Raw genomic sequence first — 14,568 nt, forward strand, 5'->3', positions numbered from 1 at the left:
ATTGGCCAGGCACAGGCGGTATCCTGTGCCCCTAATGGAGGCTTTTTCATGAAAATCTACAAAGTCGGCGGTGCGGTGCGGGATCGCCTCTTGGGTATCCCGGTTACCGATATCGACCGAGTCGTGGTGGGCACGACGGCCGAAGAGATGCTCGCCAAGGGCTACAAGCCGGTGGGTTCTGACTTTCCGGTGTTCCTCGACCCAAAAAACGGTGACGAGTACGCCCTCGCCCGCACTGAACGCAAAAGCGGCCGGGGGTATGGCGGCTTTGTGTTTCACGCCAGCCCCGAGGTGACGCTGGAAGAAGACCTGATCCGCCGTGACCTGACGATCAACGCCATGGCGGAAGACGATGACGGCAACTTGACCGATCCTTATCACGGTCAGCGCGATCTTGAAGCTCGCACGCTTCGCCATGTTTCTCCGGCGTTCGCCGAAGATCCGCTGCGTGTGTTGCGCGTTGCACGCTTCGCCGCACGTTACGCATCACTGGGTTTTACCGTCGCACCAGAAACACTTGAACTGATGCGCCAGCTCAGCGAATCCGGCGAACTCGAGGCGCTGACGCCTGAGCGCAGCTGGAAAGAAATCTCCCGCGCGCTGATGGAAGACCAACCCCACGTGTTCATCCAGGTACTGCGCGACTGCGATGCGCTGAAAACCTTGATGCCAGAAGTGAACGCGCTGTTCGGCGTCCCACAACCCGAGGCCCATCACCCGGAAATCGACACCGGCATTCACACCTTGAGCGTCCTGGAACAGGCGGCCTTGCACCAACAGCCCCTGACCGTACGCTGGGCCTGCTTGCTGCACGACTTGGGCAAAGGCACGACGCCTGTGGATAAGTTGCCGCAGCACATCGCCCATGAACATCGGGGCTTGAAGCTGATCAAGGCAGTCAATGAGCGCTTCAAGGTGCCAAGGGATTGCCAGGAATTGGCGTTATTGGTGGGCCAGTACCACACCCATGGCCATCGCGCGCAGGAGCTGAAAGCCTCGACCTTGCTGGAGTTGCTGCAAAGTTTCGACGTTTACCGTCGGCCACAGCGCTTTGAGGAATTCATCGTCGCTTGCGAGATGGACGCCCGAGGCCGCAAGGGCCTGGAGCAGAGAAGTTATCCACAAGCGGATTATTTACGCGGGGCGGCGAAGGCAGCTCGCGAGGTTGCCGTTGCGCCGCTGCTGGAGAAAGGCTTCAAAGGCCCGGAGCTGGGCGAGGCACTTAAGCGCGAACGGCTCAGGGCCCTGAAAGCCTACAAGGAACAGCACACCCTATAGGAGTGTGCCTGGTGTCAGCTGCTGGCCCTTCCATTCAAACCCGACAGGCGCCAGCACCTGGTCAATTTGTGCATCGCGCCATAGCTCGGCCAGGGTCTTGCCCACCTCCGGGTGCACACGCTCCGGCGCCATCAGAGACAGCGGCCAAAGCACAAAGGCGTTCTTGAGAATTTCCGCACGCGGCAGGATCAAACCATCGAAATTGCCCACCAGATCGCCATACAACAGCACATCGATATCCAGCGGCAAGCCCTTGCGATCCGGCGCATAGCGACCATTGTCGGCCTCGATGAATTTCAACCGGCGGTCCAGCTCCATCAACGGCAGGTCGGTGTGGGCCGACACCACCAGATTGAAGAACGGACCGCTCTTGATGCCCACCGGCTGGCTTTCGAACACCGCCGAACAGCGCAGATCGGTCAAGAAACTCGCCAGCGCATCCAGGCCAGCGCGCAGATGAGACTCGCGCTCGATATTGCTGCCTAGGCCGAGGTAAACCTGAGTTAGCGACATCCGCGCTCGATCTCCACGCCCACACCCTTGGCAGCCGGCACGGCGCCTGGCTTGGTCAGCTTGAGGTGCAACCAGGGAATCTGGAATTCACTCATCAATACTTCGGCCAGGCGTTCGGCAAAGGTTTCCACCAGCTGGTACTGGGATTGCTCGGCAAAGGCCTGGATACGCGCGGACACACTGGCGTAATCCAGCGCCAACGTCAGGTCATCACCGGCCGCGGCCGGGCGGTTATCCCAGGCGAAGCTCAGGTCCAGGCGCAGGCATTGGCGGATTCCGCGCTCCCAGTCGTAGGCCCCGATGACGGTGTCGACTTCCAGGCCTTCGATAAACACTCTGTCCAAGCACTCTTCTCCGCAGCACGACAAGGGCGCGATGCCCCGTTAGAATCAGGGCGTCCTCGCCCGGAATAGTTAGCATGTTTTGGTTACTGGCGATTTTCGCCTACCTGCTCGGCTCGCTGTCCTTCGCTATTTTGCTCAGCCGCCTGACGGGAAATCCCGACCCGCGAATGAGTGGCTCAGGCAATGCCGGCGCCACCAATATGTTGCGCCTAGCTGGCAAGAAACTCGCCGTACTGACGCTGCTCGGCGACCTGTGCAAGGGCTTGTTGCCCGTACTGATCGCCAGCCTCGCCGGCCTGACCCTGCAACAGCAGGCCTGGATCGGCGTATGCGCGGTCCTCGGCCATCTGTTTCCCTTGTACTTCCGCTTTCGCGGTGGCAAAGGCGTCGCCACGGCAGCTGGCATGTTGCTGGGGATCTACCCGCCAGCGGCCTTGCTGGCCGTACTCGCCTGGCTGCTCACCTTCTACCTGACCCGCACCAGCTCGCTCGCCGCGCTGATCGCCACCCCGCTCACCCTGCCACTACTGGCCTGGCAAGAACCGGCGGCACTGCTGCCGATGAGCGTGCTGACGCTGCTGATCGTCTGGCGCCACCGGGGCAATTTACGCGACCTGTTTGCCGGGCGCGAACGGCATTTTTAAATACAGTCGATGCGCCCGGCCCATTTCGCGGCCTTACAACGGCGACAACTGCTCCATCGGCCAGCGCGCCTGCACGCTGATTGCCAGGCTTTCGTGCTGCCCAGCCTGCAAACGCTGGCAACCGGCATAGGCAATCATCGCGCCGTTGTCGGTGCAGAACTCGGGGCGCGCGTAGAACACGTCGCCCTTCATGTCGCCGAGCATTTTTTCCAGCGACGTACGCAAGGCCTTGTTGGCGCTGACGCCGCCTGCAATCACCAGACGCTTCATGCCCGCCTGTTTCAGGGCGCGCTTGCACTTGATGGTCAAAGTCTCCACCACGGCCTGCTGGAACGCCAGCGCGATGTCGCAACGGGCTTGCTCGCTGTCGTCTCCGGCGCTGACGCTGTGCTGCCAAGTGTTCAGCGCGGAGGTTTTTAAACCACTGAAGCTGAACATCAGGCCAGGGCGATCACACATCGGGCGCGGGAAGGTGTAGCGGCCCGCCACGCCTTTTTCGGCGAGACGCGCGATTTCCGGGCCACCGGGATAATTGAGGCCCATCATCTTGGCGGTCTTGTCGAAAGCTTCACCGGCAGCGTCGTCCAGGGACTCACCCAAAAGGGTGTATTGACCAATGCCATCCACCTGAACCAACTGCGTATGGCCGCCCGAAACCAACAATGCGACGAACGGGAACTCTGGGGGTGTTTTTTCCAGCATCGGCGCCAATAAATGGCCTTCCATATGGTGTACGCCGAGGGCCGGAATGCCCCAGGCAAACGCCAGCGCCTGGGCGCAAGAAGCCCCAACCAGCAGGGCTCCGACCAATCCGGGGCCTGCGGTGTAGGCGATGGCGTCGATCTCGGTCGGCACGCAGCCGGCTTCATCCAGCACCTGACGGATCAGGGGCAGCATGCGTTTGACGTGATCACGGCTGGCCAGCTCCGGAACCACGCCACCATAGGCGCGGTGCAGGTCGATCTGACTGAACAGCGCATCGGCCAAGAGCCCGCGTTCACTGTCGTAAAGTGCGACACCGGTTTCGTCGCAGGAGGTTTCAAGTCCCAGTACTAGCATGGGTTTGCGCCTTGTAGAGGCTGAATTCGAAGGCGCGCATAATAGTCGTCACTCCCCCTCCCGACTAGCGGTTTTCGATCAGAGGCTTTGCATTCCGGGCAATGAGGGGTTAACATCCGCAACCCTTAAAAACCGACGACCTCAGCCGCGAATTTTTTGCGACGAGAACGTTGATCCCGGTAATGAAAGAAGGTAGCTCTGGATGCCAGCCGTCAAAGTTAAAGAGAACGAACCCTTCGACGTAGCTCTGCGTCGTTTCAAGCGCTCCTGCGAAAAAGCCGGTGTACTGGCTGAAGTTCGTAGCCGCGAATTTTACGAGAAGCCAACTTCTGAGCGTAAGCGTAAAGCAGCAGCCGCTGTTAAGCGTCACGCCAAGAAAGTTCAGCGCGAACAGCGCCGCGCCGTTCGTCTGTACTAATACACAGACGTTCGTAGCAAGCTTCTGCCAAGCCCGGCCCTCAGCCGGGCTAATGGCATTTGCGGATATCGCTTGATGCTTCACTGTTGACGCCGCAGACGCGACCGAGACAACTGCTTCACACGTCAGGACTGGCTCTTTTGCCAGCGGTGCACGTCTTCTGACGAGCCTATCAAGGCTACTGACGAGCACACTTATTCTTCAAACAGGCGATCAACTGTATCGACTGTGCCCGACGATGAGCTTCCGAGGCCGCCATTGGCCAAGACCGGATGCCGGGGCAACATTTCCATGCCAAAAACCTGATTGAAACTAACGTCAGTGAATGAACGGCAGATACACTTCCTGAATGCCCAAGCAGACAACTGATGATCGAGCCGCGCAACGCGTGCGCTTGAGCAATCATTGGGCCCTCATTGACACGCAGTGATGACGAGAACGCCATGGCCGGGCTGATTCCCCAGAGCTTTATTGACGACCTTCTGAACCGCACCGACATCGTCGATGTTGTCAGCTCGCGCGTGCAACTGAAAAAAGCCGGCAAGAACTACACCGCCTGCTGCCCGTTCCATAAAGAGAAAACCCCATCGTTCAGCGTCAGCCCGGACAAGCAGTTCTATTACTGCTTCGGCTGCGGCGCGGGCGGTAACGCCCTGGGCTTTCTCATGGACCACGACAACCTGGACTTCCCCCAGGCGATCGAGGACCTGGCAAAAGCGGCGGGCATGGAAGTCCCACGCGAAGAAAGTGGCCGTGCGCACAAGCCGCGCCAACCCACCGATTCGCCGCTGTACCCGCTGCTGACGGCCGCTGCCGATTTTTACCGTCAGGCGCTTAAAAGCCATCCGCAGCGCAAGGCCGCCGTCGACTATTTGAAAGGTCGCGGCCTCACCGGGGAAATCGCCCGCGATTTCGGCCTGGGGTTCGCCCCGCCCGGCTGGGACAACTTGTACAAGCACCTGAGCAGCGACACCCTCCAGCAAAAGGCCATGATCGACGCCGGCCTGCTGGTGGAAAACGCCGAAACCGGCAAACGCTACGACCGCTTCCGCGACCGCGTGATGTTCCCGATCCGCGACAGCCGGGGCCGCATCATCGCCTTTGGTGGCCGTGTGCTCGGGGACGACAAGCCCAAGTACCTGAACTCCCCGGAAACCCCAGTATTCCACAAGGGCCAGGAGCTCTACGGCCTGTTCGAGGCGCGCAAGAACAACCGCAATCTCGATGAAATCATCGTGGTTGAAGGCTATATGGACGTGATCGCGCTCGCCCAACAGGGCCTGCGCAATGCCGTCGCCACACTCGGCACCGCGACCAGCGAAGAACACATGAAACGCTTGTTTCGCGTGGTACCCAGCGTGCTGTTTTGCTTCGACGGCGACCAGGCGGGCCGCAACGCCGCCTGGCGCGCACTGGAGGCAACTCTTTCCAGCCTGCAAGATGGACGGCGCGCGCGCTTCCTGTTCCTGCCCGAAGGCGAAGACCCGGACACCCTGGTTCGCTCTGAAGGCACCGATGCATTCCGCGCACGCATCAATCAACACGCTCAACCGCTGGCAGACTACTTCTTCCAGCAACTGACCGAGGAAGCCGACCCGCGCTCCCTGGAAGGCAAGGCCCATATGGCCACCCTTGCGGCGCCGCTGATCGACAAGGTCCCCGGCGCCAACCTGAAATCACTGATGCGCATGCGCCTGCAGGAAATCACCGGGCTAAGCGGCGAAGCCGTCAGCCAGCTGGTGCACAACGCGCCGCATGATGCGCCGCCACCGGCCTACGACCCAGGCATGGACTACGACGCCATGCCGGACTATTCCGATTTCCATCAACCGCAGGAGGCTTACGCGCCCCAGCAGGAGTGGACACCGAAAAAGTCTGGCAACGACGGCAAGAAATGGGAAAAGAAACCGTGGAGCAAGAACGGCAAGCGCGGTGATCGCGACGAGCCCTATGCCCCACGAACGCCGGTTGCTGTAGAGGCGCCGACGCTCATTGCCCTGCGCACGCTCATCCACCACCCGCAATTGGCGGAAAAGGTCGAGAGCGCCGATCACTTTGCCAACGCAAGTAACACTTATGCCCAGGTACTGATCGCCTTGATCGAGGCGGTACAGAAAAATCCTAAGCTAAACTCCATTCAGTTGATGGCGCGTTGGCATGGCACCGAACAAGGCCGGTTATTGAAAGCACTCGCAGAAAAGGAGTGGCTAATTGACGGCGATAACCTTGAACAACAGTTTTTAGACACCATTACTAGGTTATCCGCGGGTCAGCACACGCAGACCCTCGACGAACTCATCAAGAGAGCAAGGCAGCCTGGATTATCGGCTGAAGAGCAAATTCAGATAGCAAAACAGATGCGCGACCTCTTAAAACAGAATGTTTCCGCATCAAACCCGACCTCAGCTGGCGTGTGAGGTCATAGCTCGGGTATAATCCTCGGCTTGTTTTTTGCCCGCCAAGACCTTCAGTGGATAGGGTGTTATGTCCGGAAAAGCGCAACAGCAGTCTCGTATCAAAGAGTTGATCGTTCTCGGTCGTGAGCAGGGTTACCTGACTTACGCGGAGGTCAACGACCACCTGCCTGAGGATATTTCAGATCCAGAGCAGGTGGAAGACATCATCCGCATGATTAACGACATGGGGATCAACGTATTCGAAGCTGCGCCAGATAAGGATTCCCTTATGCTGGCGGACGCCGATACCGACGAGGCTGCCGCTGAAGAAGCGGCTGCCGCGCTGGCTGCTGTGGAGACCGATATCGGTCGTACCACCGACCCTGTGCGCATGTATATGCGTGAAATGGGTACCGTCGAGCTGCTGACACGCGAAGGCGAAATCGAAATCGCCAAGCGTATCGAAGAGGGCATCCGTGAAGTGATGGGCGCAATCGCGCACTTCCCTGGCACGGTTGACCATATTCTCTCCGAGTACACCCGCGTCACCACCGAAGGTGGTCGCCTGTCCGACGTACTGAGTGGCTACATCGACCCGGACGACGGCATTGCGCCGCCAGCCGCCGAAGTGCCGCCGCCAGTCGATGCCAAGGCTGCGAAAGCGGACGACGACTCCGAAGACGACGACGCTGAAGCCAGCGGCGACGACGAAGATGAAGTTGAAAGCGGTCCAGACCCGATCATCGCTGCGCAGCGTTTCGGTGCGGTTTCCGATCAAATGGAAATCACCCGCAAGGCCCTGAAAAAGCATGGTCGCGCCAACAAGCTGGCAATCGCCGAGCTGCTGGCACTGGCTGAGCTGTTCATGCCGATCAAGCTGGTACCGAAGCAATTCGAAGGCCTGGTTGAGCGTGTTCGCAGTGCCTTGGAGCGTCTGCGTGCACAAGAGCGCGCAATTATGCAGCTCTGTGTCCGTGATGCACGCATGCCGCGTGCCGACTTCCTGCGCCAGTTCCCAGGCAACGAAGTAGACGAAAGCTGGACCGACGCACTGGCCAAGGGCAAGGCGAAATACGCCGAAGCCATTGGTCGCCTGCAGCCGGACATCATTCGTTGCCAGCAGAAGTTGCAAGCATTGGAGACCGAGACCGGTCTGACGATTGCCGAGATCAAGGACATCAACCGTCGTATGTCGATCGGTGAGGCCAAGGCCCGCCGCGCGAAGAAAGAGATGGTTGAAGCGAACTTGCGTCTGGTGATCTCCATTGCCAAGAAGTACACCAACCGTGGCCTGCAATTCCTCGACCTGATCCAGGAAGGCAACATCGGCTTGATGAAGGCTGTGGACAAGTTCGAATACCGTCGCGGTTACAAGTTCTCGACTTATGCCACCTGGTGGATCCGTCAGGCGATCACTCGCTCGATCGCCGACCAGGCCCGCACCATCCGTATTCCGGTGCACATGATCGAGACGATCAACAAGCTCAACCGTATTTCCCGGCAGATGTTGCAGGAAATGGGTCGCGAACCGACCCCGGAAGAGCTGGGCGAACGCATGGAAATGCCTGAGGATAAAATCCGCAAGGTATTGAAGATCGCTAAAGAGCCGATCTCCATGGAAACCCCGATTGGTGATGACGAAGACTCCCATTTGGGTGACTTCATCGAAGACTCGACCATGCAGTCGCCAATCGATGTCGCCACCGTTGAGAGCCTTAAAGAAGCGACTCGCGACGTACTGTCCGGCCTCACTGCCCGTGAAGCCAAGGTACTGCGCATGCGTTTCGGCATCGACATGAATACCGACCACACCCTTGAGGAAGTCGGTAAGCAGTTTGACGTGACCCGCGAGCGGATCCGTCAGATCGAAGCCAAGGCGCTGCGCAAGTTGCGCCACCCGACGCGAAGCGAGCATCTGCGCTCCTTCCTCGACGAGTGATACCAAAACCCCCGGCCCAGGCCGGGGGTTTTGTTTTGTCTCGATAAAATCCTGCGCCCCTCCTCCTCCCCCGCAATGCCCGTCTACACTCGAAACATTCCCCGTGCCATAACGAGACCGTTATGCCCAGATTGCCGACTGTGTTGCTGCTGTCGCTGCTGACCTGGACCGCAACGGCTGGCGCGTTGACTCTTACTGATGATGAGCGTGGCTGGCTGGCGGACCATCAGGAGTTGCGCCTCGGGGTGGATGCGTCATGGCCACCCTTTGAATACCGTGACGAGAATGGCCGCTACCAAGGCTTGGCAGCGGATTATGTGCGCCTGATCCAGGACCGCCTTGGCGTGCGCGTCAAATTGATCGAGCCGGCGAACTGGAGTGCGGTACTAGAACAGGCCCGTAACAATCAGCTCGATCTGCTGCCAGGCATCATGTCCACGCCGGAGCGCCAGGGCTATATGGCGTTCACACGGCCTTACCTGGACTTTCCCATCGTCATCCTGGCCCATGAGGGCGGCGCCAAACCACTTACCCTGAAGGACCTCTACGGCTTGAAGATTGCCGTGGTGGAAAATTACGCCCCCCATGAGCTGTTGCGCACCCATCACCCGGATCTCAACTTGGTGGCCATGCCGAATGTCAGCTCGACGCTGCAAGCCCTGGCGACCGATGAAGTGGATGCGGTCGTCGGCGACCTGGCCTCCAGCGTCTGGAGCCTGCGCCAACTCAAGCTCGACGGCTTGTACGTGAGCGGCGAAACGCCCTATCGCTACCAACTGGCGATGGGTGTACCGCGTGACAATAAAATGCTGGTGGGCATTCTGGACAAGGTGCTCGCCGACCTCAGCCCGCAAGAAACCGACGCCATCCAGCAACATTGGGTCGGCAGCTTTACCGATCACCGCACCTTCTGGACCGACCTGCTGACTTACGGCCTGCCCGCAGTGCTCTTGCTGAGTACCGTATTGGCCGTGGTGATTCGGATCAATCGCCGGCTCAGTTCGGAAATCTCCCGCCGTGTAGCCCTCGAACAGGAACTGCGCAGCAGCGAGTACCATTATCGCGGCTTGGTCGAGAGCCTGTCCGCCATAGCCTGGGAAGCCAGTATCACCGACTTCACCTACAGCTATGTGTCGCCCCACGCTGAAGATTTGCTCGGTTACCCGCGTGCGCACTGGCTGATCCCAGGCTTCTGGCGCAACATCATTCACCCCGCCGACCTGATCCGCACCGAAGCCTACTGCTATCGCGAAACCCGTGCCAACCGCGACCACAGCATTGATTACCGGGTGATCACCGCTGACGGCCGTTGCTTGTGGGTGCGTGACATTGTCAGCCTGATCGAACACGGTCATGAGCCGGTTCTGCGCGGTTTGATGATCGATATCAGCGAGGCCAAGCGCACCGAGGAAGCCTTGCAGCTGTCCGAGCAAAAGTTCGCCTCGGTGTTCCAGCAGTGCCCGGACATGCTGGTGATCGCACGACTGTCTGATGGCTGCCTGCTGGAAGTGAACAAGGCGTTTGAAGACCAGATTGGTCTGACGGCCGAACAGGTCGTCGGTAAAACCGCTACCGAGTTGAATATCTGGGGCATCAAGGGCGTCGGTCCCGACCTGCTGCAACGGGTGCAGACCACCAGCATCCGCAACCTGGAAATGCCCTTTCTGCGCAGCAACGGTCAGGCCTTCACCGGGCTGATTTCCGCCGAGCCGTTCCAACTCGACACCACAGAAGCCATCGTCGTGGTAGTGCGTGACATCACCCAACTCAAGGAAACCCAGCAGCAACTGCAAACCTCCGAGGAGAAATTCGCCAAGGCCTTCCACGCCTCCCCCGACGGCTTGTTGCTGAGCCGGCAACGCGATGGCCTGTTGATTGAAGTGAACGATGGTTTCAGCCGGATCACCGGCTTCGCCAGCGCCACCTCCCTCGACCAATCGACCTTGGACCTGGGCATCTGGGTTGACCTCAACGAACGCAAGCACATGCTGGAAATGATGCAGCGCGATGGCTTTGTGCGTGACTTCATCTGCCATATCCGCCGCAGCGATGGGCAGATCCGCCTGTGCGAACTGTCCAGCCGTCCGTTGCCGATTGGCGATGAAGACTGCATGCTGACCATTGCCCGAGACATCACAGAGCGCCAACTGATGCAGGAAAAACTGCAACAGGCCGCCACGGTGTTCGAGAGCACGGCCGAAGGCGTCTTGATCACAGATACCCGCCAGAACATCAGCGCCGTCAACCGCGCCTTCACCGAGATTACCGGCTACAGCGAGGCCGAAGCCCTCGGCCACACCCCGCGCCTGCTGGCTTCCGGCCTGCATGACAGCGCCTTTTACGCCGCCATGTGGCACCAGTTGACTGCCCAGGGCCACTGGCAGGGCGAGATTTCCAACCGTCGCAAGAACGGCGAAGTGTACCCAAGCTGGCTGACGATCAGTGCCGTGCGCAATCGCGACCAGTTGATCACGCACTTCGTCGCAGTGTTTGCCGACATCTCCAGCCTCAAACTTGCCCAGGCCCGCCTCGACTACCAGGCGCACCACGACCCATTGACCGGCCTGCCCAACCGCACGCTGTTCGAAAGCCGGCTGCAAGCGGCCCTCAACGGCCATCAGGAAACCGGCAAACAAGGCGCCGTGTTGTTTCTCGACCTGGACCGCTTCAAACACATCAACGACAGCCTCGGCCACCCGATTGGCGACCTGCTGCTCAAAGACATCGCCGTACGCCTCAAGGAACAACTGCGCGACATCGACACCGTCGCCCGCCTGGGCGGCGACGAATTCATCATCCTGCTCCCCGGCTTGCAGCACGCCAGCGACGCCCAGTACTTGGCGAATAAACTGCTGGCCTGCTTCACACCGCCGTTCCAGGCGGGTGAGCACGAGTTTTTTATCAGCGCCAGCATCGGCACCAGCCTGTACCCCGAGGACGGCACCGACGTTGCCACGCTGGTCAAGAACGCTGACGCGGCGATGTACCGCTCCAAGGCCAAAGGGCGCAACCGGGTCGAAAGCTACACCCGAGACCTCACCGCCCAGGCCAACGAACGCGTGGCACTCGAACACGAACTGCGCCGCGCCATCGAGCGCGATGAGTTGAGCCTCTACTACCAGCCCAAACTAAGCCTGGCGACCCACGAACTGATCGGCGCCGAAGCCTTGATCCGCTGGCGCCACCCCACCTTTGGCGACGTCCCCCCCGAACACTTCATCGCCCTGGCCGAAGAAAACGGCATGATCCTGCAAATTGGCGACTGGGTACTGGAACAAGCCTGCCGGCAAATGCACGCCTGGCAAGGCCACTTCGACGACTTCGGCCCACTGTCGGTCAACCTGGCTGGCGCGCAGTTACGCCACCCCGGCTTACTGGGCCGTATCGAACAGTTGCTGCATGACTACCAACTCGACCCCGGCCGCCTGCAATTGGAAATCACCGAAAACTTCATCATGAGCCAGGCCGAAGAAGCGCTGGAGGTATTGCACCAGCTCAAAGACCTCGGCGTACAGCTGGCCATTGACGACTTTGGCACCGGTTATTCATCCCTCAGCTACCTCAAGCGCCTGCCCCTGGACTTCCTCAAGATCGACCAGTCCTTCGTCCGCGGCCTGCCCGACGACCCCCACGACGCCGCCATCGTGCGCGCCATCATCGCGCTGGGCCACAGCATGCAATTCACCATCATCGCCGAAGGCGTGGAGAACCCCGCACAGCAAGCCTTCCTGGCGGCCGAAGGCTGCGAACAGATGCAAGGCTACATCGTCAGCCTGCCGCTACCGCCGGAGCTTTTTGCTGCTACGTTTCTTCGTATGCGCATTGAGGATTATTCGGATGGCACAGCGGGGAAACCATCGTTATAATCCGCGACCTGTTACAGGGCCTATAGCTCAGTTGGTCAGAGCAGAGGACTCATAATCCTTTGGTCCACGGTTCAAGTCCGTGTGGGCCCACCAATTCGAAAGCCGCGCATTGCGCGGCTTTTGTGTGTCTGGCAGCCTCATTTCGCAAACAACTGCCCAATATCCCTGAACGCCTTGAACTCCAGCGCATTCCCGCACGGATCAAATAGAAACAACGTTGCCTGTTCCCCCACCTGCCCCTTGAACCGAATATGCGGTTCCAGCACAAAACGAGTTTCCCTGGCCTGCAGACGTTCCGCCAATGCATGCCAATCGTCCCAGCCCAGCACCACGCCAAAGTGCGGCACAGGCACGTCGTGGCCGTCTACGGCATTAGTGTGGGCGGCCTCCTGCGAGGTGGTTTTCGGGTGTTCGTGGATCACCAATTGGTGGCCGAAGAAGTTGAAGTCGACCCAATGGTCGCTGGAGCGACCTTCTTCCAGGCCGAAGACGTCGCTGTAGAAGTGCCGCGCGGCGGCCAGATCGAATACCGGAATTGCCAGGTGAAAAGGCGCAAGTGTCATCAGGTCAAACCTCTATGGGCGTTAAGTGCATCGAGTTTAGCCTTGCTCCTGACGATGAAAAGACGATAGTTTTTGCGTCGAGCTCAAATTATTTCGATCAATCGAGAGGCCCATGCTGCGCGAACTGAAAACCTTTATTGCGGTAACCCGGCACGGTACGTTTGCGGCGGCGGGTATGCATATCGGGCTGACGCAGTCGGCGGTCAGTGCACAAATTCGTCAATTGGAGCAGGCCCTCGGCGTGCCGTTGTTCGACCGCACCGGACGCCAGGCCACGCTGAATGCTGCCGGGCTACGCGCACTGCCGCTGGCCAAGGAGATTCTGGAAACCTTCAACCGCATGGCGGTACCGGTGGATGCCAACGAGTACCGGGGCGAGTTGAAAGTCGGCGCCATCACCACCGCGCAAACCGGTTTGCTGCCCCAGGCGCTGGTGCGTTTGCGCCAGGCGGCGCCGGCGGTGGAGTGCAAGCTGATACCGGGTGTGTCCCTGGATCTGTTGAGCCAAGTAGATGCAGGCGAATTGGACTCGGCCATCATCATCCGTCCGCCCTTCGACCTGCCCAAGGAGTTGCATGTGCAGGTGCTGCGCAAGGAGCCGTTTGTGCTGATCGTGCCTGACAGGCTAGCGGGTGATAACCCTCTGCAACTGCTCGCGACGCAGCCTCACGTGCGTTATGACCGGGCCTCATTTGGTGGTCGGTTGGTCAGCCGATTCCTGCGTGAGCAGAAGCTTGACGTGCAGGTGGCGCTGGAGTTGGACGAGTTGGAGGCCATCGTCAAGATGGTCGAGTGCGGCCTGGGTGTATCGCTGATTCCTCAGGCCGGGTTGTGGCTGGAACGCTCGCCCAAGGTACGAATTATCCCACTGGGCAGCCTGACCTTTTACCGCGAAATCATCCTGCTCAGCCGCTACAACCAGCGCCAACTCCCTGTACCGCAACTGTTTGCCCGCTGCCTGCTCGCGGACGCCAGCCTGTAAGATGCCTGTTTATTGCCCCCGTTTCGGAGCCCTCACCTTGCCCGCCCTAGATGAAATCGATCGCCAACTGATCGCCGCCTTGCAGATCAACGCCCGCGAAAGCGTGGCCATGCTCGCCCGGCAGTTGGGCATCGCGCGCACCACGGTGACCTCTCGCCTGGCGCGCCTGGAGAAAACCCAGGTGATCACCGGCTATGGCGTGCGCCTGAGCCAGCGGGTGTCGGACGGAGGTTTGCAAGCCTACGTGGGCATCACCGTGCAACCGCGCTCTGGCAAAGAGGTGTTGCGCCGGTTAAGCGCCATGGCCCAGGTGCAGCAGCTGTGCGCTGTGAGTGGCGAGTTCGATTACGTCGCCTGGCTGCGCACGGATTCGCCTGAGCAGTTGGACCAATTGCTCGACCAGATCGGCAGCGTGGACGGCGTGGAGAAAACCACGACTTCGATCATCCTCAGCAACAAATTGGATCGCGGTCAGCCAGTTTGACCACAAGCTTCGTCACTCTGACTAAAAATAGATCAATCCGACGACACATTGCGTCTTATTAACGTACGCAACGCCCCCTAAA

Annotated in this window: 12 protein-coding genes and 1 tRNA gene; 9 read left to right on the forward strand and 4 right to left on the reverse strand. The window is 59.7% G+C overall.

Annotated elements, in window-relative coordinates; translation table 11 throughout:
- Nucleotides 1-48: 48 nt before the first annotated feature.
- Nucleotides 49-1,278 carry a multifunctional CCA addition/repair protein gene (locus tag AYR47_RS04105; RefSeq protein ID WP_033898110.1) on the forward strand — a complete coding sequence of 410 codons (1,230 nt, stop codon included), beginning with the start codon at nucleotides 49-51 and terminating at the stop codon, nucleotides 1,276-1,278.
- Here the strand turns inward: AYR47_RS04105 and folK are convergent.
- Nucleotides 1,273-1,791 (reverse strand): 2-amino-4-hydroxy-6-hydroxymethyldihydropteridine diphosphokinase, encoded by a 519-nt coding sequence (folK, locus tag AYR47_RS04110; RefSeq protein WP_033898109.1) that lies wholly within the window; start codon nucleotides 1,789-1,791, stop codon nucleotides 1,273-1,275. The genes AYR47_RS04105 and folK overlap by 6 nt on opposite strands.
- The gene (gene folB, locus AYR47_RS04115) at nucleotides 1,782-2,135 is read right to left on the reverse strand and encodes a dihydroneopterin aldolase (RefSeq protein ID WP_015886183.1); all 354 of its coding nucleotides are present in this window, start codon (nucleotides 2,133-2,135) and stop codon (nucleotides 1,782-1,784) included. Before folB ends, folK begins: the two co-directional genes overlap by 10 nt.
- Before the next feature lie 74 nt (nucleotides 2,136-2,209).
- Here folB and plsY point away from each other — a divergent pair, with 74 nt between their 5' ends.
- The gene (plsY, locus tag AYR47_RS04120) at nucleotides 2,210-2,779 is read left to right on the forward strand and encodes a glycerol-3-phosphate 1-O-acyltransferase PlsY (protein ID WP_016977867.1); all 570 of its coding nucleotides are present in this window, start codon (nucleotides 2,210-2,212) and stop codon (nucleotides 2,777-2,779) included.
- Nucleotides 2,780-2,812: 33 nt separating this feature from the next.
- Here plsY and tsaD read toward each other — a convergent pair whose 3' ends face one another.
- The gene (gene tsaD / locus AYR47_RS04125; protein WP_017739515.1) at nucleotides 2,813-3,838 is read right to left on the reverse strand and encodes a tRNA (adenosine(37)-N6)-threonylcarbamoyltransferase complex transferase subunit TsaD; all 1,026 of its coding nucleotides are present in this window, start codon (nucleotides 3,836-3,838) and stop codon (nucleotides 2,813-2,815) included.
- A gap of 202 nt (nucleotides 3,839-4,040) precedes the next feature.
- Here tsaD and rpsU point away from each other — a divergent pair, with 202 nt between their 5' ends.
- The 5 genes from rpsU (at nucleotide 4,041) to AYR47_RS04150 (ending at nucleotide 12,550) form a co-directional block, all read left to right on the forward strand.
- Entirely contained in the window at nucleotides 4,041-4,256 is a 216-nt protein-coding gene (gene rpsU / locus AYR47_RS31775; RefSeq protein ID WP_002551877.1) for a 30S ribosomal protein S21, read from the forward strand.
- Nucleotides 4,257-4,699: 443 nt separating this feature from the next.
- Nucleotides 4,700-6,673, forward strand: coding sequence for a DNA primase (gene dnaG, locus AYR47_RS04135; RefSeq protein WP_033898107.1), 1,974 nt, complete (start codon nucleotides 4,700-4,702; stop codon nucleotides 6,671-6,673).
- Between the two features lie 67 nt (nucleotides 6,674-6,740).
- Nucleotides 6,741-8,591 (forward strand): RNA polymerase sigma factor RpoD, encoded by a 1,851-nt coding sequence (gene rpoD / locus AYR47_RS04140; protein ID WP_033898106.1) that lies wholly within the window; start codon nucleotides 6,741-6,743, stop codon nucleotides 8,589-8,591.
- Nucleotides 8,592-8,713: 122 nt separating this feature from the next.
- Nucleotides 8,714-12,457: a bifunctional diguanylate cyclase/phosphodiesterase gene (locus AYR47_RS04145; protein ID WP_061434363.1), complete on the forward strand. Its 3,744-nt coding sequence runs from the start codon at nucleotides 8,714-8,716 to the stop codon at nucleotides 12,455-12,457.
- 16 nt (nucleotides 12,458-12,473) lie between these two features.
- A tRNA-Ile gene (locus AYR47_RS04150) sits at nucleotides 12,474-12,550 on the forward strand.
- A 44-nt stretch (nucleotides 12,551-12,594) separates the two neighbouring features.
- Here AYR47_RS04150 and AYR47_RS04155 read toward each other — a convergent pair.
- Nucleotides 12,595-13,020, reverse strand: a complete 426-nt coding sequence (locus tag AYR47_RS04155; protein ID WP_061434364.1) for a VOC family protein — start codon at nucleotides 13,018-13,020, stop codon at nucleotides 12,595-12,597.
- Nucleotides 13,021-13,132: 112 nt separating this feature from the next.
- Here AYR47_RS04155 and AYR47_RS04160 point away from each other — a divergent pair, with 112 nt between their 5' ends.
- Both AYR47_RS04160 and AYR47_RS04165 read left to right on the forward strand, forming a co-directional pair.
- On the forward strand, nucleotides 13,133-14,002 hold the full coding sequence (locus AYR47_RS04160) for a LysR family transcriptional regulator (RefSeq protein WP_061434365.1): 870 nt from the start codon (nucleotides 13,133-13,135) through the stop codon (nucleotides 14,000-14,002).
- A gap of 37 nt (nucleotides 14,003-14,039) precedes the next feature.
- The gene (locus AYR47_RS04165) at nucleotides 14,040-14,486 is read left to right on the forward strand and encodes an Lrp/AsnC family transcriptional regulator (RefSeq protein WP_033898102.1); all 447 of its coding nucleotides are present in this window, start codon (nucleotides 14,040-14,042) and stop codon (nucleotides 14,484-14,486) included.
- Nucleotides 14,487-14,568: the final 82 nt, after the last annotated feature.

This window comes from Pseudomonas azotoformans (assembly GCF_001579805.1).
GTDB lineage: Bacteria > Pseudomonadota > Gammaproteobacteria > Pseudomonadales > Pseudomonadaceae > Aquipseudomonas > Aquipseudomonas azotoformans_A.

Bases quoted from the DNA above. Each gene is read 5' to 3' on its own strand.
- AYR47_RS04105 (WP_033898110.1), top strand. From the start codon at position 49: ATGAAAATCTACAAAGTCGGCGGTGCGGTGCGGGATCGCCTCTTGGGT.
- folK (WP_033898109.1), bottom strand. From the start codon at position 1,791: ATGTCGCTAACTCAGGTTTACCTCGGCCTAGGCAGCAATATCGAGCGC.
- plsY (WP_016977867.1), top strand. From the start codon at position 2,210: ATGTTTTGGTTACTGGCGATTTTCGCCTACCTGCTCGGCTCGCTGTCC.
- tsaD (WP_017739515.1), bottom strand. From the start codon at position 3,838: ATGCTAGTACTGGGACTTGAAACCTCCTGCGACGAAACCGGTGTCGCA.
- rpsU (WP_002551877.1), top strand. From the start codon at position 4,041: ATGCCAGCCGTCAAAGTTAAAGAGAACGAACCCTTCGACGTAGCTCTG.
- dnaG (WP_033898107.1), top strand. From the start codon at position 4,700: ATGGCCGGGCTGATTCCCCAGAGCTTTATTGACGACCTTCTGAACCGC.
- rpoD (WP_033898106.1), top strand. From the start codon at position 6,741: ATGTCCGGAAAAGCGCAACAGCAGTCTCGTATCAAAGAGTTGATCGTT.
- AYR47_RS04145 (WP_061434363.1), top strand. From the start codon at position 8,714: ATGCCCAGATTGCCGACTGTGTTGCTGCTGTCGCTGCTGACCTGGACC.
- AYR47_RS04155 (WP_061434364.1), bottom strand. From the start codon at position 13,020: ATGACACTTGCGCCTTTTCACCTGGCAATTCCGGTATTCGATCTGGCC.
- AYR47_RS04160 (WP_061434365.1), top strand. From the start codon at position 13,133: ATGCTGCGCGAACTGAAAACCTTTATTGCGGTAACCCGGCACGGTACG.